The sequence below is a fragment of the Iodobacter fluviatilis genome (assembly GCF_900451195.1).
GTDB lineage: Bacteria > Pseudomonadota > Gammaproteobacteria > Burkholderiales > Chitinibacteraceae > Iodobacter > Iodobacter fluviatilis.
The window spans coordinates 1,356,440-1,378,908 of record NZ_UGHR01000001.1 but is presented as its reverse complement, the minus strand read 5'-3'; the positions used below and the strand labels follow the sequence as shown (position 1 = coordinate 1,378,908).

At 47.4% G+C, this 22,469-nt stretch carries 24 protein-coding genes and 4 pseudogenes; 8 read left to right on the top strand and 20 right to left on the bottom strand.

The annotated features are described in order from the left end of the window. The first annotated feature begins 11 nt into the window (after window positions 1-11). Window positions 12-2,810 (top strand): binary toxin-like calcium binding domain-containing protein, encoded by a 2,799-nt coding sequence (locus DYD62_RS06315; protein WP_115226565.1) that lies wholly within the window; start codon window positions 12-14, stop codon window positions 2,808-2,810. A gap of 144 nt (window positions 2,811-2,954) precedes the next feature. Continuing rightward, window positions 2,955-4,124: an anthrax toxin-like adenylyl cyclase domain-containing protein gene (locus DYD62_RS06310; RefSeq protein WP_115226564.1), complete on the top strand. Its 1,170-nt coding sequence runs from the start codon at window positions 2,955-2,957 to the stop codon at window positions 4,122-4,124. Between the two features lie 48 nt (window positions 4,125-4,172). On the opposite strand, the pseudogene DYD62_RS06305 reads toward DYD62_RS06310, so the two are convergent. Then, a pseudogene (locus DYD62_RS06305) lies at window positions 4,173-4,724 on the bottom strand (transposase); the annotation flags it as partial. A 65-nt stretch (window positions 4,725-4,789) separates the two neighbouring features. Between DYD62_RS06305 and tnpA the strand changes: the two are divergent. The 4 genes and pseudogenes from tnpA to DYD62_RS06285 form a co-directional block, all read left to right on the top strand. Then, the gene (gene tnpA / locus DYD62_RS24505) at window positions 4,790-5,227 is read left to right on the top strand and encodes an IS66 family insertion sequence element accessory protein TnpA (protein ID WP_115226511.1); all 438 of its coding nucleotides are present in this window, start codon (window positions 4,790-4,792) and stop codon (window positions 5,225-5,227) included. Then, complete coding sequence (tnpB, locus tag DYD62_RS06295) at window positions 5,224-5,565, top strand: IS66 family insertion sequence element accessory protein TnpB (RefSeq protein ID WP_207916849.1); 342 nt, start codon at window positions 5,224-5,226, stop codon at window positions 5,563-5,565. The genes tnpA and tnpB overlap by 4 nt, the downstream gene beginning before the upstream one ends. A gap of 85 nt (window positions 5,566-5,650) precedes the next feature. After that, complete coding sequence (tnpC, locus tag DYD62_RS06290; protein WP_115226563.1) at window positions 5,651-7,090, top strand: IS66 family transposase; 1,440 nt, start codon at window positions 5,651-5,653, stop codon at window positions 7,088-7,090. A gap of 33 nt (window positions 7,091-7,123) precedes the next feature. Continuing rightward, window positions 7,124-8,046 (top strand): annotated as a pseudogene (locus tag DYD62_RS06285) (IS3 family transposase); the annotation flags it as partial. Window positions 8,047-8,129: 83 nt separating this feature from the next. Here the strand turns inward: DYD62_RS06285 and DYD62_RS06280 are convergent. The 19 genes and pseudogenes from DYD62_RS06280 to DYD62_RS24385 form a co-directional block, all read right to left on the bottom strand. Continuing rightward, window positions 8,130-9,332, bottom strand: coding sequence for a hypothetical protein (locus tag DYD62_RS06280; protein ID WP_115226561.1), 1,203 nt, complete (start codon window positions 9,330-9,332; stop codon window positions 8,130-8,132). Window positions 9,333-9,425: 93 nt separating this feature from the next. Continuing rightward, window positions 9,426-9,851, bottom strand: coding sequence for a CesT family type III secretion system chaperone (locus tag DYD62_RS06275; protein ID WP_115226560.1), 426 nt, complete (start codon window positions 9,849-9,851; stop codon window positions 9,426-9,428). A 429-nt stretch (window positions 9,852-10,280) separates the two neighbouring features. Continuing rightward, window positions 10,281-10,340, bottom strand: a complete 60-nt coding sequence (locus DYD62_RS24395) for a hypothetical protein (protein ID WP_373280367.1) — start codon at window positions 10,338-10,340, stop codon at window positions 10,281-10,283. Between the two features lie 32 nt (window positions 10,341-10,372). After that, a pseudogene (locus tag DYD62_RS06265) lies at window positions 10,373-10,587 on the bottom strand (transposase); the annotation flags it as partial. A gap of 112 nt (window positions 10,588-10,699) precedes the next feature. Then, complete coding sequence (locus DYD62_RS06260) at window positions 10,700-11,359, bottom strand: peroxiredoxin (RefSeq protein WP_115226559.1); 660 nt, start codon at window positions 11,357-11,359, stop codon at window positions 10,700-10,702. Between the two features lie 328 nt (window positions 11,360-11,687). Continuing rightward, window positions 11,688-11,987: a hypothetical protein gene (locus tag DYD62_RS06255; RefSeq protein WP_115226558.1), complete on the bottom strand. Its 300-nt coding sequence runs from the start codon at window positions 11,985-11,987 to the stop codon at window positions 11,688-11,690. Next, window positions 11,984-12,805, bottom strand: coding sequence for an alpha/beta hydrolase (locus tag DYD62_RS06250; RefSeq protein WP_115226557.1), 822 nt, complete (start codon window positions 12,803-12,805; stop codon window positions 11,984-11,986). Before DYD62_RS06250 ends, DYD62_RS06255 begins: the two co-directional genes overlap by 4 nt. 86 nt (window positions 12,806-12,891) lie before the next feature. Next, window positions 12,892-13,485, bottom strand: a complete 594-nt coding sequence (locus DYD62_RS06245; RefSeq protein WP_218586912.1) for a lytic transglycosylase domain-containing protein — start codon at window positions 13,483-13,485, stop codon at window positions 12,892-12,894. A 23-nt stretch (window positions 13,486-13,508) separates the two neighbouring features. Then, window positions 13,509-14,057, bottom strand: coding sequence for a hypothetical protein (locus DYD62_RS06240; protein WP_132038792.1), 549 nt, complete (start codon window positions 14,055-14,057; stop codon window positions 13,509-13,511). Then, a complete protein-coding gene (locus tag DYD62_RS06235; RefSeq protein WP_115226555.1) occupies window positions 14,044-14,751 on the bottom strand; it encodes an HrpE/YscL family type III secretion apparatus protein in 708 nt (235 codons plus the stop codon). Before DYD62_RS06235 ends, DYD62_RS06240 begins: the two co-directional genes overlap by 14 nt. Further along, a complete protein-coding gene (locus DYD62_RS06230; RefSeq protein WP_115226554.1) occupies window positions 14,729-15,274 on the bottom strand; it encodes an OrgA/MxiK family T3SS sorting platform protein in 546 nt (181 codons plus the stop codon). The genes DYD62_RS06235 and DYD62_RS06230 overlap by 23 nt, the downstream gene beginning before the upstream one ends. Beyond that, a complete protein-coding gene (locus tag DYD62_RS06225) occupies window positions 15,274-16,005 on the bottom strand; it encodes an EscJ/YscJ/HrcJ family type III secretion inner membrane ring protein (RefSeq protein WP_115226553.1) in 732 nt (243 codons plus the stop codon). The genes DYD62_RS06230 and DYD62_RS06225 overlap by 1 nt, the downstream gene beginning before the upstream one ends. After that, window positions 16,005-16,301: a type III secretion system inner rod subunit SctI gene (gene sctI, locus DYD62_RS06220; RefSeq protein ID WP_132038794.1), complete on the bottom strand. Its 297-nt coding sequence runs from the start codon at window positions 16,299-16,301 to the stop codon at window positions 16,005-16,007. Before sctI ends, DYD62_RS06225 begins: the two co-directional genes overlap by 1 nt. A gap of 151 nt (window positions 16,302-16,452) precedes the next feature. Beyond that, on the bottom strand, window positions 16,453-16,761 hold the full coding sequence (gene sctF, locus DYD62_RS06215; protein WP_233702878.1) for a type III secretion system needle filament subunit SctF: 309 nt from the start codon (window positions 16,759-16,761) through the stop codon (window positions 16,453-16,455). Window positions 16,762-16,832: 71 nt separating this feature from the next. Continuing rightward, the gene (gene sctF / locus DYD62_RS23975; RefSeq protein ID WP_233702877.1) at window positions 16,833-17,426 is read right to left on the bottom strand and encodes a type III secretion system needle filament subunit SctF; all 594 of its coding nucleotides are present in this window, start codon (window positions 17,424-17,426) and stop codon (window positions 16,833-16,835) included. A 65-nt stretch (window positions 17,427-17,491) separates the two neighbouring features. After that, window positions 17,492-17,908 (bottom strand): hypothetical protein, encoded by a 417-nt coding sequence (locus DYD62_RS06205; RefSeq protein WP_115226551.1) that lies wholly within the window; start codon window positions 17,906-17,908, stop codon window positions 17,492-17,494. Window positions 17,909-17,988: 80 nt separating this feature from the next. Continuing rightward, the gene (locus tag DYD62_RS06200) at window positions 17,989-19,200 is read right to left on the bottom strand and encodes a PrgH/EprH family type III secretion apparatus protein (RefSeq protein ID WP_115226550.1); all 1,212 of its coding nucleotides are present in this window, start codon (window positions 19,198-19,200) and stop codon (window positions 17,989-17,991) included. Between the two features lie 265 nt (window positions 19,201-19,465). Further along, entirely contained in the window at window positions 19,466-19,663 is a 198-nt protein-coding gene (locus tag DYD62_RS24390) for a hypothetical protein (RefSeq protein WP_207916839.1), read from the bottom strand. 42 nt (window positions 19,664-19,705) lie between these two features. Beyond that, a complete protein-coding gene (locus tag DYD62_RS24385; RefSeq protein WP_218586911.1) occupies window positions 19,706-19,951 on the bottom strand; it encodes a DDE-type integrase/transposase/recombinase in 246 nt (81 codons plus the stop codon). 87 nt (window positions 19,952-20,038) lie between these two features. Here DYD62_RS24385 and istA point away from each other — a divergent pair. Together istA and istB are read left to right on the top strand one after the other, a co-directional pair. Then, window positions 20,039-21,540: pseudogene (istA, locus tag DYD62_RS06190) on the top strand (IS21 family transposase). Then, complete coding sequence (istB, locus tag DYD62_RS06185; RefSeq protein ID WP_115226549.1) at window positions 21,527-22,273, top strand: IS21-like element helper ATPase IstB; 747 nt, start codon at window positions 21,527-21,529, stop codon at window positions 22,271-22,273. The pseudogene istA and the gene istB overlap by 14 nt, the downstream one beginning before the upstream one ends. The last annotated feature ends 196 nt before the right edge of the window (window positions 22,274-22,469 follow it).

Below are 22,469 nucleotides of genomic sequence, written 5' to 3'. Positions count from 1 at the left end.
CGATCGACTAGGTGGACACGCTGGACGCATACGCTGCAGTAGATTCTCCTTTCCAGGAATTAAGGGGATTACATTTCCGTCTGCATGAAAACGGTCAGGAAAATACAGCATTCTCCTCTGACAGATCAAACCATTGGCAACATGGCAGCGCAATCAAGGATGCAGACTCAGGCAAATTCACTGAGATTAACTATGTCACATCCGATGATGAGACGGTGTCGTTTCAGGTGAAAATTCATAATGAATGGTGCGATGTTACGGGACCGGATGCATTCTTTCAGGCGTTACTTGCTGCTAAGCAGCAGGTCCATCCTTCCGAATTAGGCGCGAATGAAGCCAGCAACTTGCGCGGCAAGCTGGCTGACTATCTGGAGAAGCATGCTGCAAAACTGGGCCAGTCTAGGATTACGGCGAACAGCCAAGATTTGACGCTCGATGGCACATCGACTCAAGACCCGATTGATATAGTACTGCAGCGTGGCGCAGATCTGATGGAAAAGTGCACACTGCGACAGCAAGAACTCCAACGCAGGAACCAAGTTGCGTTGGTGCCCCCTATGGCAGCCACAGGAACAGTAATACTGAATCTTGTTAGCTTGACAAATCAATACCTTCCCAACTATCCACAGGCATTGCCATCTGTAAAGAGCAGTACATCGTCACCATCAAATACAATCGTTACTAATGCTGTTCCATTCTCCGCACCCCTAGCATTGCCCAGCATAGCAGCAATGAGTAAATCGCCCCAGATCTCGATGGAGCCACAAAGCACATTAACTCAGATAAGTAAGGCAGCCGACTGGGTGATTAGCTGGGTGCCTAATCTGCCAAGGGTTTTACCAGGAGCGGACGGAGCTCCTCTCCCCATCAAACTGGGTCTTCAGGGGAGTGATACCGATATGGATGGTATTCCTGATGCCTGGGAGAAAAATGGTTATACCGTAGCCATACAAAGTGACCAGAGTGGGATAAGACGAAATATTTTAGTGCAATGGGAGGATGCCATACATAAAAATCAAACAGATACATCGGGGCGGTTTTATATAAAGTACAAGTCCGATCCAGACCACTGGAGTAGCACACGAGATCCCTACAGTGATAGCGCAAAAGTTTTAGGGGACATTGATGCCACAGTTCATCGTGTTGCTCAGAATCCATTAGTCGCCACAATGCCAGTTCTACAGATGGAATTGGAAGATTTTTCTGTTGGCGCTGTTGATATCGTAAGAAACTCTAAGGAGACTGGGAGTACCCTCTATAAAGGCACCTCAAAACAAACCGGAATAAGTCAAACTACGGAATGGAATGTGCACGGGGGGCTATCGTTTGGCTTCGAAGGAAAAAACCCAAAAGCAGAAATTTCAATCGGAGGGTCGTATGGTGAATCTACTACAACTTTCAACATGATGGAAAAAACCGAGTCATCACAAACATCACAGGCGGCCTCTAATTCTATCGAGTGGAACACGGGAGCACGAGCAACAGCCTATGGCGCAGTGCGATACTTGAATATTGGTACCGCGTCAGCGCATAGGGTTATACCGACTGTTACCGTTAGTTTACCGATAAGCAAAAATTATCCGCAGATGCATGATGTTGTTGGGACACTCGCTGGTGAAGTAAATCAAGGACAAGGAGCGAACGTATTAGTTCTAGGCGAGGTTTACCCAGACAACAGTAAAGCGCCTGTGTTTTATAGTGACTTCAGTAATTCTCGAGTTGGTAGTATTACGTTACTAAAAAGTCAGTATGATCGTTTTATAAAAGATCAACAGCTACAATTTGACTTGCAACAGTACAAGGCGGAAGTTACATCATCAACAACTGAAGTGCTTCCTGATGGCAATAATTGGAATCATTATGTACCACAAATACTAAGTGTCACTGCTCAGCTGAAGTACCGTCTCCCCGCCAACAAAATGCCACAGGGGAACCAACCCTTACCGCGCAATCCAACCATGGATGAACTTGAAGTTCATGTATTGGCGACATCAAGAACACCTAACCGAGAGCTAAATCGACCGTTGTTGAGTGTGGGTGAGGCCATTGATCATTCATCACCTTTTGAGTTCAACAATGGTGTATACCGGCATGGTGATTTTTCGTTTTCTGAGATCGCTATTCATTTCGACAAAAATAGTTTACCGCAGAGTGAAAGAAAGAAAATCGAGGGCAGTCAAGGGGCGGTCGATCCGACCCTATTCCAGGGCATGAAGTTACTCATTACACCTAAAGGGTGGGTAAGCTCTCCCAGTACAATTTTTTTCTATAAAAATGGGCAGGCCTTAACTGGACAGCATCAATTACCTAGTCAGGATGATCCAAGTGTAATGAAGAGTTATACATTCGATGAGTACGGTAAAATTCTTACCAAGGAAACCACTGGAATGCGGATCGATACGTTTGGAAGAGAGAGCTACCTAGGTACTGGAGAGGATGGCACGGGGTTAGCATTGGGCGAAAAGGCAACAGGTTGGAAGACGATCAACGAAACGCAGTATTATTTTGGGACTTCAACGGACAGAACTCATTTACGCCAAGGAGAGCTTGCCAAAAATTGTGACTTGGAGCTAGGTGGGAAGAAATTTCAGTTTTCATCGACCGGTCTGCTTCTACCACCTACGGGAGAATGGAGTAAAAGTAAATATCAAGATGTTACTTATAAATTTACTAGCGGTCACCAACAGGGAGAGTACGCACGTGGTCAGGTCAAGATAGATGGGAAATCGTATGATTTTAGGGAAGTTAATCACTATCAACATCCATTGCCGTATATCTTTTCTAGCGATTCCCCGCTAGCAGAGATCTAGCTTCACTAACGCCATTGAATTAAAGTCTAGAAGTTCAGACACGATCTGACAGTCCCCATTTTGATTCGGGCCGGATTGTCAAATTAATTCAAATTGTCGACCTTCTCCTTCCTGAACGATTTCCATTTTCTGGTTTTTTTATTTATGCCTTTATACAAAATTAGTCCTCAACAAGTTGTCATCCCGCCGCAAAGTAAGCCTACTCAGGTCCAAAATAACGAATCTTGCGTAATTTCAAATCTGAGTAGTTTGTTAACCAATAAAGAGGAGGTGATAAGCCTTTCTGGTTTGGTTCCTCGTCATTGCATTGCTCTACAAAAAGTTGCTATTGAGAGTGGTTGTATTATTGCTTTCAGGCCTGTAGAACCAATTTCAACGCAGTTGATCGACGAAAATTACCCTACCAAGAATTTTCATATTAAAGGAAAAAGTTCAACGTGGGGACCTATGGCTGGTTTTATCACGGTTGATCAATTATTAAGTAAACAGGAAGGGAGTGATAAAATTGGATCTTCTAATCAAAAAGTGCAAGAGTGTCTGAAGGATGGATATGCGGTATCTGGCCACTTGGAAATTAGTGCTGAACGTCTGACATATCTGATAAATGAAGGTGTGTTGCAAAGGCAGGGTGATACTCTTTATGCCACTGGCCCGAGTGGTACAAAATATGAATTTAGCGTATGCGCCAATAAGGATAATGGCATGTTGGCTATTACGCACCGTGATGAACCAGTAATGGTACTTTGCGATCCAATAAGCAAAATGCCGTTAACTGCTGACTATGACCTGATGCTAATTGCAACACCATTAGAACAATATGGATCCAAGGATATTCCGCCAATTAGTGATGTCAGTCATCGCGTTTTTGTTAAAAGAGCAAATCTCTATAAAAAGCCACTTTCCCTTGAGTTGCAGGCGCAAAAAGATTCTCCTGCCCTGTTTTATGAAAAGGAAGACAAAGATTTAGGAAATATCAATCAACGGGTACGCGAACTTATCCCGCAGCTTAACAAGGCTATGGGTTGCCTACTGGGCAGAGAGGTTGTTCATCATAATATGGATGCAACTAGTCCAGCTGCCGATCCTAGTTCTAATTATCCAGTCACTTTATTTTTACCACGTAAATTGAATGGAATATCAGAAGTCATGATACTGGCCAGAAACAAGGAAGAATTGGCAGAAATAATTGTTTTGGCTAAATCTGAAGGTTTTTATGTGCCACTTAATCCATTATGGGAGCCAGAGATAAACAGCATTCTGCGACCTAACTTTGTGGAAGCTCGGCTATGTTTCGCTAACCATAAATTAAAATAGGAAGTACGATAACGGTAATTGTCAAAGTAGTTGAGATATTTTTACGATTTAGGCGGCCTTTAAATCCTCGCTTGTTTTAGGCTCCATGACCCGGTCCGGGTTGAGTTGCACTTCGTTTTGCCAGCCCCAGTTTCGCGTCGTGTTACGCCATCGTTCCGGCCGCGCTTGGCGGGCCGCTTGGTAGACGGCATGGCGTTTTGCTAATAGCGCTTTGTCTTGGCCCTGATGCCGTTGCGATGGCGTAACGAATTGAATGCCGCTGTGCCGGTGCGTATGGCTGTACCAATCCACAAAGCGCCTCACCCATTGCCTTGCTTCTTCCAGACTGGCAAAGCCTTTGTGCGGCCAGGACGGCCAGTATTTCAGCGTGCGGAACAATGATTCTGCATACGGATTGTCGTTGCTGACGCGGGGGCGGCTGAATGAGGAGGCGCTCCCCAGCATCTCCATCTTGGCTTTCAGGGTATAACTTTTCATCGGCGCACCATTATCTGAATGCAACACCAGCGGATTCATGCTGCAGCGCTGGCTGAGCACGCTGCGTTGTAATAACTAGGCAGCGAGCTCCCCTGTTTCTTCTGCGTGCACTTCCCAGCCCACTGGGGTAAGCCCCCAGCGCTCCCGTTCCATTGTGTCCTTTAAATCTGGCATCCTGCATTTTTTCAATGTGGGGCCGCATCATGACTCATCAGCAGCGTCGGGCACTTTGGCTTGAACGGGTTCGGGATTGGCGTGCTAGCGGTTTATCGATGGCGGAATTTTGCCGGCGGCACGATTTAAAACGCCCCACCTTGGCGGCTTGGGTTAAGCGGGATTTGCCGCACGCGGCCTGTGAGCCGAGCGACTTCATTGCGCCCACCTCTGCGCCTGTGTCATCGGCAACACAGGCCCCGTTAGTACAATGCGCCACAGCAAATCCTACTCGCATGGCCACAACTGTGGCTGGCGCGCCATCGCCGGCATTCACGCTGGTCGCTACCGAATTACCCTTAAACGCCCATTCCGCCTCGATGTGTTTACTGCTGCCCGGTGGTGCGCGTTTGACTTTGCCGATAACAACTTCGGCCGATTGGCTGGCTACGCTATTGCGGGGTTTGCCATGATGCCCGCTTTGAATTCGCTGCATTTGATCGTCGAGCCGGTCGATATGCGCTTGGGCATTGAGGGCTTGTCGGCAAAAGTGCACGCCGCCTTGCAACGATCCCCTTGTGATGGCGCGGCGTATGCGTTTCGCAATCAGCGTAGTAATCGACTCAAAGTGTTGCTGTGGGATGCCACAGGGGTGTGGCTGCTGCAGCGACGTTTGCATCAAGGGCGTTTTGTGTGGCCGCAAGCTAATGAGGCGGCATTTGTACTCGATGCAGCGCAGTGGCAATGGCTGACGATGGGGGTGGATTGGCAACGTTTATCACCCCCCGCTTTGGGCGTACGTTTGTATTGACGCTGGGTCAAATAGGGGGCGATGTGTTGCCTTGAAAGCCTTGATTGATATGGTTTACAGGGACATAAACAGGCAAAATAACGGCATGAATCTCGCTGCCGAACTCGCCCACTCCAACTTATCGCCCGCTGTCCGCGCGGCGATTTTGGCGCAGGCAGAATGGGTTCAAGCGCACACCGATTTGGCTGTCAAAACCGTCGCGCAGGCGGCGCTGATTCAAGCCAAATCCTTACTGATTGAGAAGCTGGAATTTGAACTGGCCTATTTGCGGCGCATGCAGTTCGGTGCCAAGACCGAGGCGATGAGCGCCGAGCAGCGTAGCTTATTTGATGAAGAGTTCGAAGTCAGTGCTGCGGCGCTCGAAGCACAACTCGCCGCAGCGCGCCCCGATGGCGACAGCACGCCGGTGCGCCAACCGCGCATGCGTGCCGGTCGCCAAGCCTTACCCGCCCACTTGCCACGCACCCTCGTTGTTCACGAACCGGAGTCATGCACTTGTGGCGCATGCGGCAACGATTTGCTCAAAGTCAGCGAAGATGTGAGCGAGCAATTGCACGTGCAACCAGCGGTATTTAGCGTCATTCGCCATATTCGCCCGCAATACGCCTGCCGTCGTTGCCAAACCATGACTGCCGCGCCCGTTGCGCCGAGCATCATCGACGGCGGCTTGCCCAGCAACGCCACTGTGGCGTGGGTGATGGTGAGTAAATACGTCGATCATCTGCCGCTGTATCGGATTCGGCAGATTGCCGAGCGCAGCGGAGTGAATTTAGCCGAATCGACACTGGGCAATTGGGTAGGAACGACGGGTTGGTGGCTGCAAATGCTGGCGGATCGGCTGGTTGAGCGATTGCGGCAGGAACCTACGCTGCACGCCGACGAAACCCCTATCAAACAGCTTGATCCGGGGAACGGCAAAACCAAAACCGCCTATTTATGGGCGTATCGCAGCACGCCATTGAGCAACTGCGCGCCGATGATCGTGTTCGATTACCAAATCAGCCGCGCGGGTCAGCACGCGCGCGATTTCCTGCAAGATTGGCAAGGACAATTGATGGTCGACGATTATGGCGGCTACAAGGCGCTGTTCAAAGCGGGCGTCACTGAGCTCGCGTGCTGGGCGCACGCGCGGCGCAAATTCGTTGATCTGCACAAAGCCAATCAAAGCCCGGTGGCGTTGGAGGCGATGCGGCGGATTGCGGAATTGTACGCCATTGAAGCGCAAGCCAAAGAGGAGACGGTTGCAGAACGGCATGCGCTACGCCAACAAGTAGCCAAACCTAAATTGACCGAATTGAAAGCGTGGCTCACTGAAACCTTGCCAAAAGTGGCCCCGAACGGCGCGATCGCCAAAGCGATCCTGTACAGTCAGCGGGCAGCGGCGATTCAAACGCTCTTGGGCACGGCCAAACTCAACGGGCTCGACCCGCAAGCGTGGCTGACCGACACCTTAGAAAAACTCCCCACCTGGCCCAACAGCCGCATCGACGAGCTCCTTCCCTTGCTGGCGCTAGCAGAAAAATAAGCCTAGCGTTAATGGGATGACTGGGGGTTTACGATGAAAGAGCTGGAGGATGAAAACAAGCGCCTTAAAAAGATGTATATCGAAGCTCAGATGCAAGCAGATATTATCAAGGAGGCCATGTCAGAAATCATTAGAAACATCTCAGCGTCGCGAGATGGCTCATCTGGGCCGTTGAAACCAAAGCCTTGTCTATTCGTGCGGCTTGCGCTAGTTTTGCGATTAGCACAACTTGCTATCGCTATATTCGTAAGCTGGATGCCGAAAACGCTCAAATCGCTGATTCATTGGTCCAGCTCACGGAAACACATCGTAACTGGGGCTTTGGCCTCTGCTTTTTGCATCTGCGCAACGTCAAGAAAAAACACTGGAATCATAAGCGGGTCTACAGGATTTACTGCGATTTAGAGTTAAACCTGCGGATTAAGCCTAAAAAGCGCTTAGAACGCGAAACGCCAGAGCCATTAGCAGTGCCAGAGGTAAAAAATGAAACTTGGTCGATGGATTTTATGCATGATCAATTGGCTGATGGCCGCAGCATTCGCTTATTCAATGTGATTGATGATTTTAATCGGGAAGGATTGGGCATTGAAGTCGATTTCTCTTTGCCAGCAGAGCGCGTCATACGCAGCCTGAATCAAATTATTGAATGGCGCGGTAAACCCAAACGAATCAGGTCTGACAATGGCCCTGAATACATTAGTCACATATTAAAAAATTGGGCAGAACAACAATCGATTGAATTGGCCTATATTCAGCCCGGCAACCCGCAGCAGAATGCGTATATTGAACGCTATAATCGCACTGTTCGATATGAATGGCTGGCTTGTGATGATTTTGAAAGTATTGCTGAAGTACAAGAAACCGCAACGCAATGGCTTTGGAGTTACAATAACGAACGCCCACATATGGGATTGGGTGGCATCACCTCAAAACAGAGACTGGCATTACATGCCTAGCCTCTACTTTTAAGTGAGCTTTACAATAATCTGACAGTCCGGCACTAATCGAAAAGGAGGACTGCCAGATTAAATCTTAACTTCTATTCAGCTTTACGCCGCTTCGCAAGCCTAGCTGCCAATTCTTCCTGCAGATTATTTTGACTGACGTTTTGGGGTTTCGCTAACTTTACATGGCGCTCTGCCTGATCTGGTTTATTTGCATTTACGATGCCCCAACTCTTCGCCGGACCACTTACTGTTAGTAGTGGTGGTAGTGGTAGTGGTGGTGGTGGTGGTGGTGGTATTGCGCCAGGTGCACTAACTTGCACCTTAATTGTTTCCTTACTCGCATCCGGCTTCTTAGTGTCGCTGTCGTGTTGCACCTGAGCTTGTTGCACCTGCACCTGAGCTTGTTTCTTCTCTTTATTTTCTACCACTTGCTGGTGTGGGGTTTTCACCCCACCAAATAGCGTTTCAAGATTAGAAAAATTATCCATCTTTAACTTGCCTGGTGTGCTTGGCTTCGAGATTGACGTCGCCTTTGTTTGAAAGATGCTGGTTGTGCTGGAGTCATTAGGTTTTACAGGTAAATTTTCAGCATCCGGCTTCTTAGTGTCGCTATCGTGTTGCACCTGAGCTTGTTTCTTCTCTTTATTTTCTTCCGCTTGCTGGTTTTGGGTTTTCACCTCACCTATTTTCTTTTCAAAAACAGAGATAGAAGCACCAATCTTTAGCTGGCCTGGTTTCGAGATTGACGTCGCCTTTGTTTGAACGATGCTGGTTGTGCTGGAGTCATTAGGTTTTACAGGTAAATTTTCACCCAACGCATCAGTGCCTAGCTGCAACTCCGCAGCAAGTTTATCTTTGCCTATGTTTTGAGAGATAGGCTCTGCAGCCCCTTGTACGCTTGTGGCTTGCTGTGGCAGCACAGTTTCATTAGCGTCTATCGATCTAGTGGGCGCAAGCTCGGTTTCATTCTTTACCGGCATATTTTTTTGCTCCTCAAGTTTCAAGGCTTGCGCAAATTTGCTCGTACATATTTCTAAAAAATACTTTTTAGAGGCTTTGGGGTCAAAATTATTATAAGCAACAATCTGAGACCCGTAATTTTTTTTATAACGTTTAGTTTCGCTTGGGTGTAATATAAAAGATCGCCCTTTGTAGAGTACAACTTTCCCCATTTTATCGAGGCCGACCTTGGCATTGGTGCCAAATCCACTCTCAGTTTTAAGTCGAGCCAGCTCAGCACTTGTACATTTAAAAATGCTGACGCCTGTTTCGTACCTATTAGCGGATGATAGCATGCTACATGCTCCTTAAAAATGAGGGCCTGCCAAGCAATGAGGGGTATGCCCAATAAGGCATCATCCCTCCATGGCAAAGCCCTAGTGGATAAATTAAATCGGTTTGGAGAAATGGCCGGGGGCGACGTCGGCGACAGCCAACCATTGCTCGGCATGCTGAATCAGGACGTCAAAAGCCTCGATCAGCGTCGGCAGCTCATTACCCTCTAAGGGAAGGCGTAACCAACAGCTCAAGTGGTCTTCGGGATCGAGCGCCCATACCGGTTGCCAACGCTGCGCCGCCATTTGATTGTAGCGCAATGCTTGCGCATAAAGCAGGCCGTCCCGTTCGGGATGGCTACTACCCAGTTCGGCCAGCAGGCACCAACTGGCTTGGTCTACCCATGCCAGGTGGACAGTAAATTGCTGTTCCACCGTCAGGCTGATGACTTCTTGCTCTGGGTGTATAGCACCGATGTCAAAGCCCAAATGGCTGAGTAATTCACCAACGACTTGGTGAAATGGCTGTAAATATGACATAAATTAGGGGCTCCTGATGTGTACTTTGTCGTGTCCGTTGACAAGCCATTTTTTCACTGGGGCATTAATTAACAACCACTCATGGCTTATTTTATCCCTAGGAATGAAGTGAAGCGTCCCCGTCATGCTTGCCATCATTTAGATGCTTGATAAATTATCGATTATGGCTCATCAGTTTTAATGGCTGAATCTGATCTGCGGGCATTCTCGGATAAATTGCAAGTACTCTTGAGGGGAAACTGATTTTCATGTCGATTTCCAAAAATAAAATTTTATAGCCTATGCAATTTTATAACTATCAAAAATCGCCTTTTTTAAATAGTTCAGCAAAATAAAACACCCCAGCTCTTCAAATACCCAAGCCATTAATCCGCTCTTGCAAATTGTATGTGTCCGGCGAGACCACCTAGTCGGGCGCTCTGATTTGAATTAGCCGCGCAGCAGCAATTCATCAATCCGGCAATTCGGCCAGATCGGCAGTTTTTCCAGCGTTTCTTTGAGCCACTGCGATGGCTCAATGCCGCTTCCTTAATGATGTCTGCCTGCATTTGGGCTTCGATATACATTTTTTAAGACGCTTATTTTCGCCCTCCAGCTCTTTCATGCGCGTCATCATGGAAACGTCCATGCTGCCAAATTTAGCACGCCATTTATAGGAAGAAGCCAAGCTCATACCGTGCTCGCGGCACAGATCGGGGACGGTTGAACCGGCTTCGGCTTGCTTTAAAATCGCCATAATCTGGCGTTATCAATTGCCCACGGCTTTCATGTAGAACTCCTCAAACACTGCGAAAAAATTCTACTTAAAAATGAGCTGAACTTGTCAGGGGGATTACCCCCTGTGTAACTTATTTGGGTTGCGGAACCAAGCGCAAATAAGGCTTAACGGCGATCCATTCATTAGCAAATAATTGCCGAGCCTCATCGTCTCCTACCGAAGGCACAATAATCACATGATCACCCAACACCCAATTGACTGGCGTTGCAACTTGGTGACGGCTGGTCAGCTGAATTGAATCAAGTGCGCGCAGAATTTCGTTGAAATTGCGCCCCGTTGTCATCGGATAAGTCATCATCATCTTGATTTTTTTATCCGGCCCGACAATATAAACCGTACGCACGGTGGCATTATCCGCAGCCTTACGCGCCCCCGCCAAACCATCCTCACACTCTGGCAACATTTGATACAGCTTGGCAACAGCTAAATTTTCATCCGCAATTAAGGGAAAATCGACCACGCAATTTTGAATGTCTTCAATGTCTTTTTTCCATAGCAGGTGATCGGCCAGCGAATCAACACTCACTCCAATTAATTTGCATTGGCGCGCAGCAAAATGAGGTAGCATTTGTGCGGCGGCGGCCAGCTCGGTGGTGCAAACTGGCGTAAAATCTTTGGGGTGAGAAAAAAGCACCGCCCAGCCTTCGCCAATCCAATTATGAAACTGAATTTCACCTTGCGTGCTTTCTGCACAAAAATCAGGGGCAAGCGAATTAATACGTAATGTCATGATACTATTCCTATAATTTAATGTTTAAATAAGACGGAATTGATTTCTTATGTGAATTAGCCCCCCCCCCCCCGACAAGACGCGAGAGTAGCATGGAGAAACGAAGCAATGCTGCGGAAAATTTTTACTTTACTAATTTCTTATTTGGACAGCACCCAAATGATTCAAAATAACCTGCAGCTTCCATGTAGAAGCCCCTCAAAGGCTACGAGGAAATTTTACTCAAAAACAAATGGGGTTTGTGGGGGGATTACCCTTTCCAAGTAATAAATTAGAAATAAAAAAAGACAAAGTACATTTACGTGATTTTAATTAATAGAAAAATTTATTACCTGAAAAATACTTTATTGTTTTCACTAAAAATCGTTTCCATCGCCACTCTGGAATTGTAATGATCGCCGTGGACGGGTGATCCAAGTGTATTTATGCCACTTTTAGCCAGAGCTACTCTCATTTTTTCACCTTCAGCCCCAAGCCCTTCATCATCTGTAATCAGCATGATATTTGCAGACGAGTCAATACCCTTCAGATTCTCTTGCACATCAAACTTACCATTAATTGATGATGAAATTAATCCGACCACACCTAATGGATTAAGCACCTCATGTGCAACAATTGCAGATCTCAACTTGGCATTGGCCTATCCAGTATTAATCCAGCTGTTTTTAAACCTGACGATTCCAAGTGCTTATATAGATTTGCCGCAACCGGCCCACCTAAGGAATAGCCGTGGATTAATATGTCACCCACTGGAATACCTAATGTTTGATGCACATAGTCAAACATTACTTGAGCATCGCTATACATTCCTTTCTCTGATGGCAAACCGTCACTTTTTCCATAACCTCTCATATTAACAGCCAGAACGTCATATCCATTATTGTTATAGGTCTCTGCTAGGCTGCTAGATTGCTTATCAGCTGATATATTTTGAGTTCCTCCATGGATGAAAATCACTGTTTTTTTATCTTCAAGATTGCCTGTTTTATATAGCCGGCCATTCAACTGGCCAGCGAAACCATCCAATGAAATTGGATCTGCATTTGCTGACAGATCACTTGATGTAGATCTACGGTCTTCTTCATCCCCAAAAAGCGCATTATTAAAAATTTTAGACACCACATTAGGCGTTCCGCCAAAATTAACAGGCTCACTTTTTTGAGAGTAATCTGAATTTAGCCTTTGACTGAGCTGTTTTGAAAAAGGGCTTGACCCTAGTACAGAAAAAAACCGCTTAGAAAACCCCTCAGTACTATAGTCTCTCTTAACAATGTATTTACCATCTTTATCGGTGCGAATGTTTACTACTTTTCCCGCGATCTTAAAGCAGGCAAAGCCATTTTTTTTATTTTCATTCAAAGTGGACTTAATTGAATTTACATCATTACGCAGGCACAATAATTCTTTGCCCCCCCTATTCCATTGAACATTTAATAGATCAATCACAGCAACACCTCAATGAAATAAAATAATCGATTCAATTTTATGAATCAATTATGACAACATCACATCAATAAAAAAACCAAATGATGCTACAAAAAGGATCGCACTTTGCGTACATAAGCCTGGGTCTCCGGATAAGGAGGAATCACGTTACCGTATTTACGAACAGCTCCTTCACCGGCATTATAAGCAGCCAAGACTAATGATAAATCAGCTAGAAAGGCATTATTTAGCCATTTAAGGTAGCGCGCTCCTGCACGCACATTCTCCCTCGGGTCGAATGCATCACTCGCGCCAAAACGACTGGCAGTGGCAGGAATTAACTGCATTAAGCCGAGCGCCCCTTTAGGTGAGCGAGCCCCTGGATCATACTGCGATTCAACCCGAATAACCGCATGCAATAAACGCGGATCCACCCCCTCTTCTTGTGCAATTGCATCAATAATGGGAAATAGCTGACGTTTCTGTTCAGAAAGCTTAATTACTTTAACAGAGGGTTTTGATTCCATAATACTTGAGCGGTAAGTCTTGTGAGGATTGAAGCGTTTAAACCTTGAATCTACCGCCTCAGCGTTAAGATTCAATTGCCCATTCTCATCCACATAAGCATAAATCCCCGCATGTACTAGCGAACTACCCCAAAACATCAAAACAAAAAAGATAACTTTACTGATAAAGAACAATATAAATTCTCCTGAAAAAGCACTTACCAATCAGATTCCAGCTTAATACCACCATTATCTTCATCCGGAAAAAAAGTCATATCAGAGAAACGGTCAAAAAAGTAAGCTGTCGCTGTTAATTGGGTACACACCCCTAGCAACAAACCTTCCAGCTGTGTCATAGGGGCTTTCTGCCCATCACCAGCCTTAGCACGCCCCTTACAAAAGGTAAATGCGCTCTGTAAATCCACCGTCCGTGGGAAGGCAAGTTGCCCATCAGGCCCCTGCATTGACTTTGCGAAGCTAATTATCTCGTTAAAGGTTAGCGGTCGCCCGAGCTTAGTTGCAGCAGCAAATTTGTTCTCTAATTCTGCATAAAGCTTCTCATATAAGATCTGCTTTGGCCCCTCTGGTGTAGTTGTGCTAAGCACATTGCTTATTTTGCCTGCTGCGCCAGCATGAATACGAGAAGGGGGCAGCTCCACATTTGCCAAACGAGCGGCCGCACGGGTAGCAAGGTCTTGAATACCGCTTGGCATCGCTTGCCTAGACGGAGGCTGCAAGTTTATAGGCATAACTTTAAATGCTGACATGAACATCACCTACCGCTAACTGCGAAGTTGCTTTATGCTCCTCTAACTGGCATAGCCAAGCTTGAGTCGATTTCACCCGAAGCTCTTCACAAAGCCCTGTTAAATTCAAAGCCTTTAAGGTTTGCTTAAGTTTATTATCCATCTCATTCAGCACATTTGAAGGTAAAAACTCCTGTACATGCTCACCATATTCAAGCATGAAACGCTCACCTGTATCGACTTGAATACAAGGCTCAAAACCCAGTACTTCCCTTACCCGCCGAGCCATTTGAAGAGCTTGAGCTTTGCCACGCTGCGGTAAAACAATACGGAGCGCGGTTACCCTAGGCGCTTTGCTGAGCCAATCTTCCAAAAGTTGCAAAAGCAAAGAAGGCACATCCAAAGCATCACTCAAAGCCTTACGCACATCATCTTTAATGCTGCTTTCAATGTGTGCTTGTAACTGAGCACTACCCTGCAAGTACCCATAAACCTCATCCAGACTCTGTGCCAAGCCCATACTAAATCCATCGGTATAGGCCACCTGATAAATTGCCTCCGCTTGTTCACTAGCCTCACGCAATATGCTTTTAGCACGTGACCGAGCCTCGCTTACGGTAGCATGGCTGCGTTCACTATCGACTAACTGGCGACGTCGTATAAGCACATCCTGTTGAATGTGACTATGTGGGTTAAGGGTAATTTGTCTTGGCATAATCGATGGCAAAATTCAGTAAAGTGTAGTTAGGCTCAAGGCCGGACGGCATCGCAATATTGAGCTGCTCTGGTGCAAATAGCAGCGGCAGCCTCTGCGCAAGCGGCAGGGGTAATTGGGGTACAAACAACAGCAAATAACTTGCCCCAAGTGCTTGCGCACGGGTTTGCGAGCAGCCTTGATCAGGAAGTGCGATTTGAGGAGTAATGATCGGCAATCCCAAGTAACGCTGCTGCATCAAGCTAAGCGAGGCCAATTGTCCACTGCGCACGAAATCAGCCCGCCCAAGCTTACAACCAAGCAAAGTAGCGGCTACTCTTAAATACCTCCAATTACTGACCAATGTACGCATTAATACACTGGTGGCCGCAGTGGGCAAATCACTACAGAGCCCAAAATGGGCTAATATATGCGAATTTAATAGCTGCTGCTGAACTGGCCCTTGTGGGCTACCTAGAGATTTAAAACGCTGTGGATGAATATAATCAACAGGCGCATAAAGCACACTTAATAACTGCTTCATCACTGCGCTTCCCGCTTCGACTGATATAAGCGCCGTCCGAATTTAATCCAGCACAGTGTCAGAACTACACTAATTAGACCGAGAAAAAGTACGCAAAGCCCCCCCAATAACCAAGGTGAAAGCGCTGTTTTCACCAAAGGTGAGGAATGTTGAGCAAGCGGCTTTTTAGCAAGTACCACAGAAATATCATCGTAATTTACAGTTTGAAAACTGTTTTTCAGAAATCGCTTAATTTCATTAATCAATAAGGATTCATTCACATCATTTTGGTAAATCACCAAGGCTGATAAATGCACTCCACCAGCTTGCTTACGTGTATCCGCCCCTTCCACGTCATAACTCAAATGCAGGCGCGCAGAAACAATCTCGGGCATCGTAAGCAAAGATTGCTCAAGACGCTGCTCAATGGCTGAATACAGACGCGCTTTTTCAGCCCGAGGGGAAGAAACAAGTGATTCGGCGGGGAATAACTGACTGATTTCAATACGTGCCCTTGATGGCAAATCTCGCGTTTTAAGCAGATCAACTGCAGCACTAAAATCTTTTTCATCGACCCAAATGGCATATCCAAGCTTGCCAGCATCTTTTTTATTTGCTGCTATATTGGCCTGCTGCAAGACAGCCAACACCTCATTGGCCTGGCGCTGATCCAGAGATTTTAATAGCTCTTGCTCACAGCCCGCCAACAATACACAACACGCCAGCAAGCAGGCACGTAAACAATTAAACATTACTGTGCCTTTATCAGCGTTTCAAGAGCACCCACCACCTTACGAGCCAGCACACTGGCAAGTGACATATCGAGAGTGTAATCAGCAATCGCCTTTTGCATTTCATAAAGTTGCGCGGGATCGGTCACAGCAGCACTATTGATGCCATCAGTCACTGCGCCACGACGCATATCAGCATTCACACTCATACGAGCAAAGGCTTGGCTGGCACGCTCAGCCAAACCCATACTGGGCTCAGCAATAGGCATACTACTATCAAGCGACATCGATACAGGCGAAATGGGTACTATATTCATTGTATTTTTTACTTATAAAATGGATGGGCCAACCTTGTCATCGATCTCCCCTCCACAGGTCATATAACTCACACTCCCCAGCAGAGAAACAGGGGAGTACGCAAATTTTCCTGTCGTTCAACGACATCCGTCATACATTAAAAACATTGTATTAACGGAAGTTTTGCACAGTACCCGCAGCGATATCCTTAAAAGCCTTAGAAGCATTGGATTGTGCATTACGATAAATCGTATATTCACTCAAAGACGATTGCACTTTCGCCAGCAAAGATGGGTCGGTCGGATTAGCTGTAAGCTCCTTGAGCGCCGAGCTGAGCGCTGCATTTAAATCCTTTACACCAGAATTAAACTCACCTGATAGCTGATCAACAAACCCAGCCCATTTGGCGCCATTGCCGGCATTAACACCTGCTTCAACATTGGAGACCAAGCCTGAATGGCCAAAATTAGGCATTGCCATGATTTTTCCTTAATTAATAATCAGAGAGATACCATGCTAGATAAATAGCAGGCATACACCACAACCGAACACTAGCGTAAGTTTTGCGCGGCAGAGGAGGCAATATCTTTAAAGGCCTTACTCATATTGGATTGCGAATTACGGTAAATGGTATATTCGCTCAGCGCAGATTGTACTTTGGCAAGTTTGGATGGGTCGGTAGGGTCATTTTGCAACCCGGCTGTCGCTGCAGATAGCGCTTTATTTAAACTTTGCACACCTTCATTAAAACCAGCAGACAGGGTATCAATAAAACCACTCCACTCGGCACCTTGAAAGGACAGTACATGTGTGCTTTTTACTGCCAATAACAACTCAGCATAACTAGGGTGACCTTTAGCAGCGGCCATACCTGCAGCTTCTGCTGCAGCGACTAGCGCAGGGCTAATGGGCTTACCAGCCAAGTGCGCATCATAAGCTTGTTTATATGTATCCTGACCTACCTGCGCTTCCAGCCTTTTCAGCTCTTTCAAAGCATCTTTTTCAAGTACCTTTTCATTTTTTGAAAAGTAGTCCGCCAATACACTACTTGGATTTTTGGCCATATTAAGACTCTCAGTAGCGACCTCTCTCATTGCTTGACTATTTGAAATCATTCCGCTGTGACCAAAATTAGGAATTGCCAATTTTTATTACTCCAATAAAATTAATAAGATGCGCCAAACAAGGGACGCTCAGAGAAAAGCCCGTTCTAATCGTTGAGCTGTACTGTATTTATGCCGGAAACCGCATTAGTAGCAACGATTTCTTCAGAGGTTTTCACTGCAGTAAAAAACTCAGAAACCATAGGGTCACCAAGTCTTAAACTTGCAAAGCGTTTCTTAATACGCTTTTTTAACGATTTTTTATATGTATCTTGAATTACCCTTTCTCTCTGCTCTTTCAAAGCTTCTGTTTCAAGGGTGACTACATTCTCTAGAAAAAAATTAGCCAATTCACTACTTGGATTTTCTGTCGTATTAATATTTTGAGCAGTGACCTCTACCATAGCATGTCTATTTAAAATCACTCTACGATGACCAAAGTTAGAAATTACTATTTCTATGACTCCAATGAAGTTAATAAGGCGAATAAAAAAAGGACGCTTACAGAGATAGATCCAGTTCATACGGACACAAGGCCAAATTTAAACCAATTATCTTAATAACACATGGAGGTAATTATTTTCGTAATTAGAAAACCATGTTTCTAACTTGAATAACCTACTGGCTCCCCAATTAGCCAGTGCGAAGGGCTCATACGCACATAACCCTCTTGGCCATATTTAAATGATTTATCTTTAAGCCAATCATCACGTAATTCAGCATTAAAATGAATATAGCGATCGCCCCAGGTAGCGTAAAACGCTTCAGTGACACGCTTAAACTCAGCCAGACGTACATCACCTGCATATACTGAACTAAACAAACCGACCTCTTTTTCACCCTGCTGCAGGTGATACTCAAGACCAATCCGTTTAAGGCTGTCTTGTGCAGCCTCAGCAACTACTAGGTCGCTATGCCACTCCATACTCACCTGCTCGGCATAAGGCATAACCTGCATAAGCAAACTACGAACTCGTGTTTGGGTACTGGAGTCATTACTCATACGAGTACTACTCAATAATATAGTGGGCTGCAGCGGAGCTTGAAAGCGCAGGGTAAAGAACACAATCCCTTCACGCTCTAGCAAAGGACTTAAACGCCTTCTTTCATCCGAAGCCGTAGTCACTCGCCAAGCAGTGTGCAAGCTACTGCGCATCAGAGCTTGGCGCGCCCATAATGCGTCACGTTCAGTCTGTGCAAACACAGTGTATATCTGATCACGTCCGAAACTCACCGTATAGGCATTGCTCGAACCATGTAAAATATTATAAATATTCTCCACTTTTGGGGAGGATAATTTGGCATTCCACGCTAGCGCACCACCACCCAACAACAACAGAATAAGCAATACAACCAAGCCCCAGCCAAACCCACCTAAACGCCGCACCCAAGCAGTCCTACCTGTTGTGGGCGAACAAGCAAGCTTGCTTGGCTGAGCTGCAGCAACCAGCAACTGCGGGCCTCTCCCTTGCAATACCTCATCACACCATGGCTCGTCGGAACGCTTGATAGCAAATTGCAAGCCCCCAACGGCCTGTATTTCATTGTGCTTAAGACGAATTTTTTCATGCTGAGCCGAGTAATACACCGTAACGCTAAAAGCATCCTCTGCGAGATCTTCATCCAAATGCAGCGTGAAATTAATTTGTGGTGCACTAGCTAGCACAAACAAGGTGCGCTCAGTCAGCGCCAGACTAGCAGCCAACTTAGCATCCCCCTCACCCTCGGCGCCAACACAAATACAGTAGGCCTCACGGCTAAGAGAAAACTCCACTCCATTAAGCGGACCAGACAAGGCTTTGAAAGTAAAACTCACGAATTACCCTAATTTATTAAGTTAATTAATTTCACATTAAACCCGATTGCCTATTACAACCAACGAGCTTATTAGCGGCCCCAAACATTAGCCTGTTACAACACAGCACACTCACAACGAGCACACATTGTGCCTTCCAAATTGAGCAAAACAAATCAGACAAGTACGAAACTCGTCAGGAACACACAGGATCCACTCTACATTTCAGTCAAATCGACGCCATTGGCGACGGTAATTGTCAAAGTAGTTGAGATGTTTTTACGATTTAAGCTGCCTTTAAATCCTCGCTTGTTTTAGGCTCAATGACTCGGTCCGGGTTGAGTTGTACTTCGTTTTGCCAGCTCCAGTTTCGCGTCGTATTACGCCACCGCTCTGGCCGCGCTTGGCGGGCCGCCTGGTAGACGGCATGGCGTTTTGCTAAAAGCGCTTTGTCTTGGCCCTGATGCCGTTGCGATGAATCCATAAAGCGCCTTGCTTCTTCCAGACTGGCAAAGCCTTTGTGCGGCTAGGACGGCCAGTATTTCAGCGTGCGGAACAATGATTCTGTATACGGATTGTCGTTGCTGACGCGGGGACGGCTGAATGAGGAGGCGCTCCCCAGCATCTCCATCTTGGCTTTCAGAGTATAACTTTTCATCGGCGCACCATTATCTGAATGCAACACCAGCGGATTCATGCTGCAGCGCTGGCTGAGCACGCTGCGTTGTAATAGCTCGGCAGCGAGCTCCCCTGTTTGTAAATCAGCGTGCAAAACTTTCCAGGTTTCCGGGGTAAACAGCGTCCAATAGTTTCCACCCCGGTTGTGTAACCATCCGGTATTTCGCCGGAGAAACCTGGGGTGTTATCCATGGACATCATTGCCGAAATCCGGCGTCGTCATTTCATTAGTCACGAAAGTATCAGCGCCATTGCCCGTGACCTTAAACTCTCCCGTCCTACCGTGCGCAAGCACCTTAAAACCACCGCATCTCCCGCCTACCAGCGTGCCCGGCAACCCCAGCCTAAACTCGGCCGGTTTCAATCCATCCTGGAGCAATGGCTGGAAACTGAACGGCACCTGCCCAAAACACAGCGCAGAACCGCTCAACGACTCTTTGAAGGCTTGCAAGCCGAGGGCTATGCCGGGGCCTACGACAGCATTCAGCGTTTCGTCAAACAGTGGAAGTCCAGCGCCGTCGCCCCCGGCAGCAAGCAGGCCTTTGTTCCCTTGGTCTTTGCGCCGGGCGAGGTGTGCCAGTTTGACTGGAGTCATGAACAGGTCGAAATCAATGGCGTCTTTCAGACCATTAAAGTGGCGCATTTCCGCCTGACAGCAGGCAATGCTTTGTGGTGGCCTATCCCCGGGAAACCCAGGAAATGGTCTTTGATGCGCATGACCGGGCCTTTGCCTTCTTCGGTGGCGTGCCATTGCGGATGGTGTATGACAATCTGAAGGCGGTTGTTGATGCGATTCTGGTCGGCAAAGAGCGGCAATTCAACCGGCGGTTTATGGTGCTGGCCAATCATTACCTGTTTGAGCCGGTGGCCTGCACACCCGCATCAGGCTGGGAGAAGGGGCAGGTTGAGAATCAGGTGGGCAATATCCGCGAATGGCTGTTTACGCCGCTGGCCCGGTTTGCCAGCTTTGCGGCACTGAATGCCTGGCTCAGCCAGCGCTGCCGGGAGTTAGGCGCTCGCCAGCATCCGGTTTACGAGGGCTCCATTGCCAGTCATTGGGAGTCCGAACGCACTGCTTTGCGCCCCATGTCGGCGGCATTTGATGGTTATGTCGAAGCCATGTTGCGTGTTTCCAGCACTTGCCTGGTGTGTGTGGACCGGAATCGTTACAGCGTCCCCGCTATCCATGCGGGCAAAGCGGTATCGGTGCGGATCCGGGCCACGCACATTGAGATGGTGGCGAACTCCATCCAGGTTGCTCAGCATGCGCGTTGCTTTGGCCGGGACCAGCTGATTTGTGATCCCTGGCATTATTTGCCCATTCTGGAAAAAAAGCCGGGTGCTTTGCGGCATGGTGCACCCTTTGTGCAATGGGAATTGCCGCCAGCGATACAGCAGGTACGGGATCGGATTCTCAAACAAGCAAAGGGGGACCGGGCCTTTGTTGAACTACTGCAAATGGCACGTACAACGGGGCTGGATATCTTGCAAGTGGCGTGTGAATTAGCACTGGAACATGGCGTGGTGACCGCAGCAGTGGTCTTGAATGAAATGCGCAGGCTGATAGCACCCGCCCAGCCGGCGGTACTGAATCTGCCGGATCAGCTGCAACTGAAGCATGCCCTGCAAGCCAACTGCGCCCGTTATGACGATCTGCGAGGTGGCCAACATGTCCTGCATTGATCGTAGTTTGCAGTTAAAGCAATTACAGCTCTACGGCATGGCTGCGGCCTGGACGGAATGGCAAGCCGAAAAGATCCGCAAACCCGCCACGATAGAAGCCTGGCTGGATCATTTGATTGCCGCGGAAGCGGTCGATCGGGAAGTGCGCAGTTTGCGCTATCAGCTCAAAGCAGCCCGCTTCCCGATTCACCGGGATCTGCTGGGCTTTGACTGGGCAGAAAGCCCCTTGGCCGCCTCCCAGATTGAGCAACTGGCCACTGCTGCGTTTATGGAGCATGCGCACAACCTGATTCTGGTTGGCGGCACCGGCACGGGCAAAACCCACCTTGCCACAGCACTGGGCGTTGCTGCAATTCACAAGGGCAAACGGGTGAGATTCTTCAATGCAGTGGATCTGGTGAATTTGCTGGAGAAAGAAAAGGCTTTGGGCAAAAGCGGCCATCTGGCAAGGCAGCTCAGCCAGATTGATGCGCTGATTCTGGACGAACTAGGCTATCTGCCCTTTCCTGCTTCGGGTGGCGCTTTATTGTTTCATTTGCTCAGCCAGCTGTATGAAAAAACGAGCCTGATCATCACGACCAACCTGTCATTTGGCGAATGGGTCACGGTATTTGGTGACGCAAAAATGACGACAGCACTGCTGGACCGAATCACACATCACTGTGAAATTCTGGAAACGGGCAATGATTCGTTCAGGTTTAAACAGCGTAAAAAGGGGCAGAAAACGGGCTGACAAACTGGAAACTTTTGGACGCTGACGGGTGGAAAGTATTGGACGCTGATTGACACCCCACCTGGCCCAACAGCCGCATCGACGAGCTCCTTCCCTTGCGGGCGCTAGCAGAAAAATAAGCCTAGCGTTAATGGGATGACTGGGGGTTTACAGCAGAACGCGGTAAGCATCCAGCCGACCCACGTTGAATAGCGTT

What these genes read in the sequence shown, in the direction of transcription:
- istB (WP_115226549.1), top strand. Translation starts at nt 21,527, where the DNA reads ATGTCCTGCATTGATCGTAGTTTGCAGTTAAAGCAATTACAGCTCTAC.
- tnpA (WP_115226511.1), top strand. Translation starts at nt 4,790, where the DNA reads ATGTGGGGCCGCATCATGACTCATCAGCAGCGTCGGGCACTTTGGCTT.
- DYD62_RS06275 (WP_115226560.1), bottom strand. Translation starts at nt 9,851, where the DNA reads ATGTCATATTTACAGCCATTTCACCAAGTCGTTGGTGAATTACTCAGC.
- DYD62_RS06260 (WP_115226559.1), bottom strand. Translation starts at nt 11,359, where the DNA reads ATGACATTACGTATTAATTCGCTTGCCCCTGATTTTTGTGCAGAAAGC.
- sctI (WP_132038794.1), bottom strand. Translation starts at nt 16,301, where the DNA reads ATGAATATAGTACCCATTTCGCCTGTATCGATGTCGCTTGATAGTAGT.
- DYD62_RS06240 (WP_132038792.1), bottom strand. Translation starts at nt 14,057, where the DNA reads ATGTCAGCATTTAAAGTTATGCCTATAAACTTGCAGCCTCCGTCTAGG.
- DYD62_RS06230 (WP_115226554.1), bottom strand. Translation starts at nt 15,274, where the DNA reads ATGAAGCAGTTATTAAGTGTGCTTTATGCGCCTGTTGATTATATTCAT.
- DYD62_RS06235 (WP_115226555.1), bottom strand. Translation starts at nt 14,751, where the DNA reads ATGCCAAGACAAATTACCCTTAACCCACATAGTCACATTCAACAGGAT.
- DYD62_RS06205 (WP_115226551.1), bottom strand. Translation starts at nt 17,908, where the DNA reads ATGAACTGGATCTATCTCTGTAAGCGTCCTTTTTTTATTCGCCTTATT.
- tnpC (WP_115226563.1), top strand. Translation starts at nt 5,651, where the DNA reads ATGAATCTCGCTGCCGAACTCGCCCACTCCAACTTATCGCCCGCTGTC.
- tnpB (WP_207916849.1), top strand. Translation starts at nt 5,224, where the DNA reads ATGATGCCCGCTTTGAATTCGCTGCATTTGATCGTCGAGCCGGTCGAT.
- DYD62_RS06310 (WP_115226564.1), top strand. Translation starts at nt 2,955, where the DNA reads ATGCCTTTATACAAAATTAGTCCTCAACAAGTTGTCATCCCGCCGCAA.
- DYD62_RS06280 (WP_115226561.1), bottom strand. Translation starts at nt 9,332, where the DNA reads ATGCTATCATCCGCTAATAGGTACGAAACAGGCGTCAGCATTTTTAAA.
- DYD62_RS24390 (WP_207916839.1), bottom strand. Translation starts at nt 19,663, where the DNA reads ATGGATTCATCGCAACGGCATCAGGGCCAAGACAAAGCGCTTTTAGCA.
- DYD62_RS06225 (WP_115226553.1), bottom strand. Translation starts at nt 16,005, where the DNA reads ATGTTTAATTGTTTACGTGCCTGCTTGCTGGCGTGTTGTGTATTGTTG.
- sctF (WP_233702878.1), bottom strand. Translation starts at nt 16,761, where the DNA reads ATGGCAATGCCTAATTTTGGCCATTCAGGCTTGGTCTCCAATGTTGAA.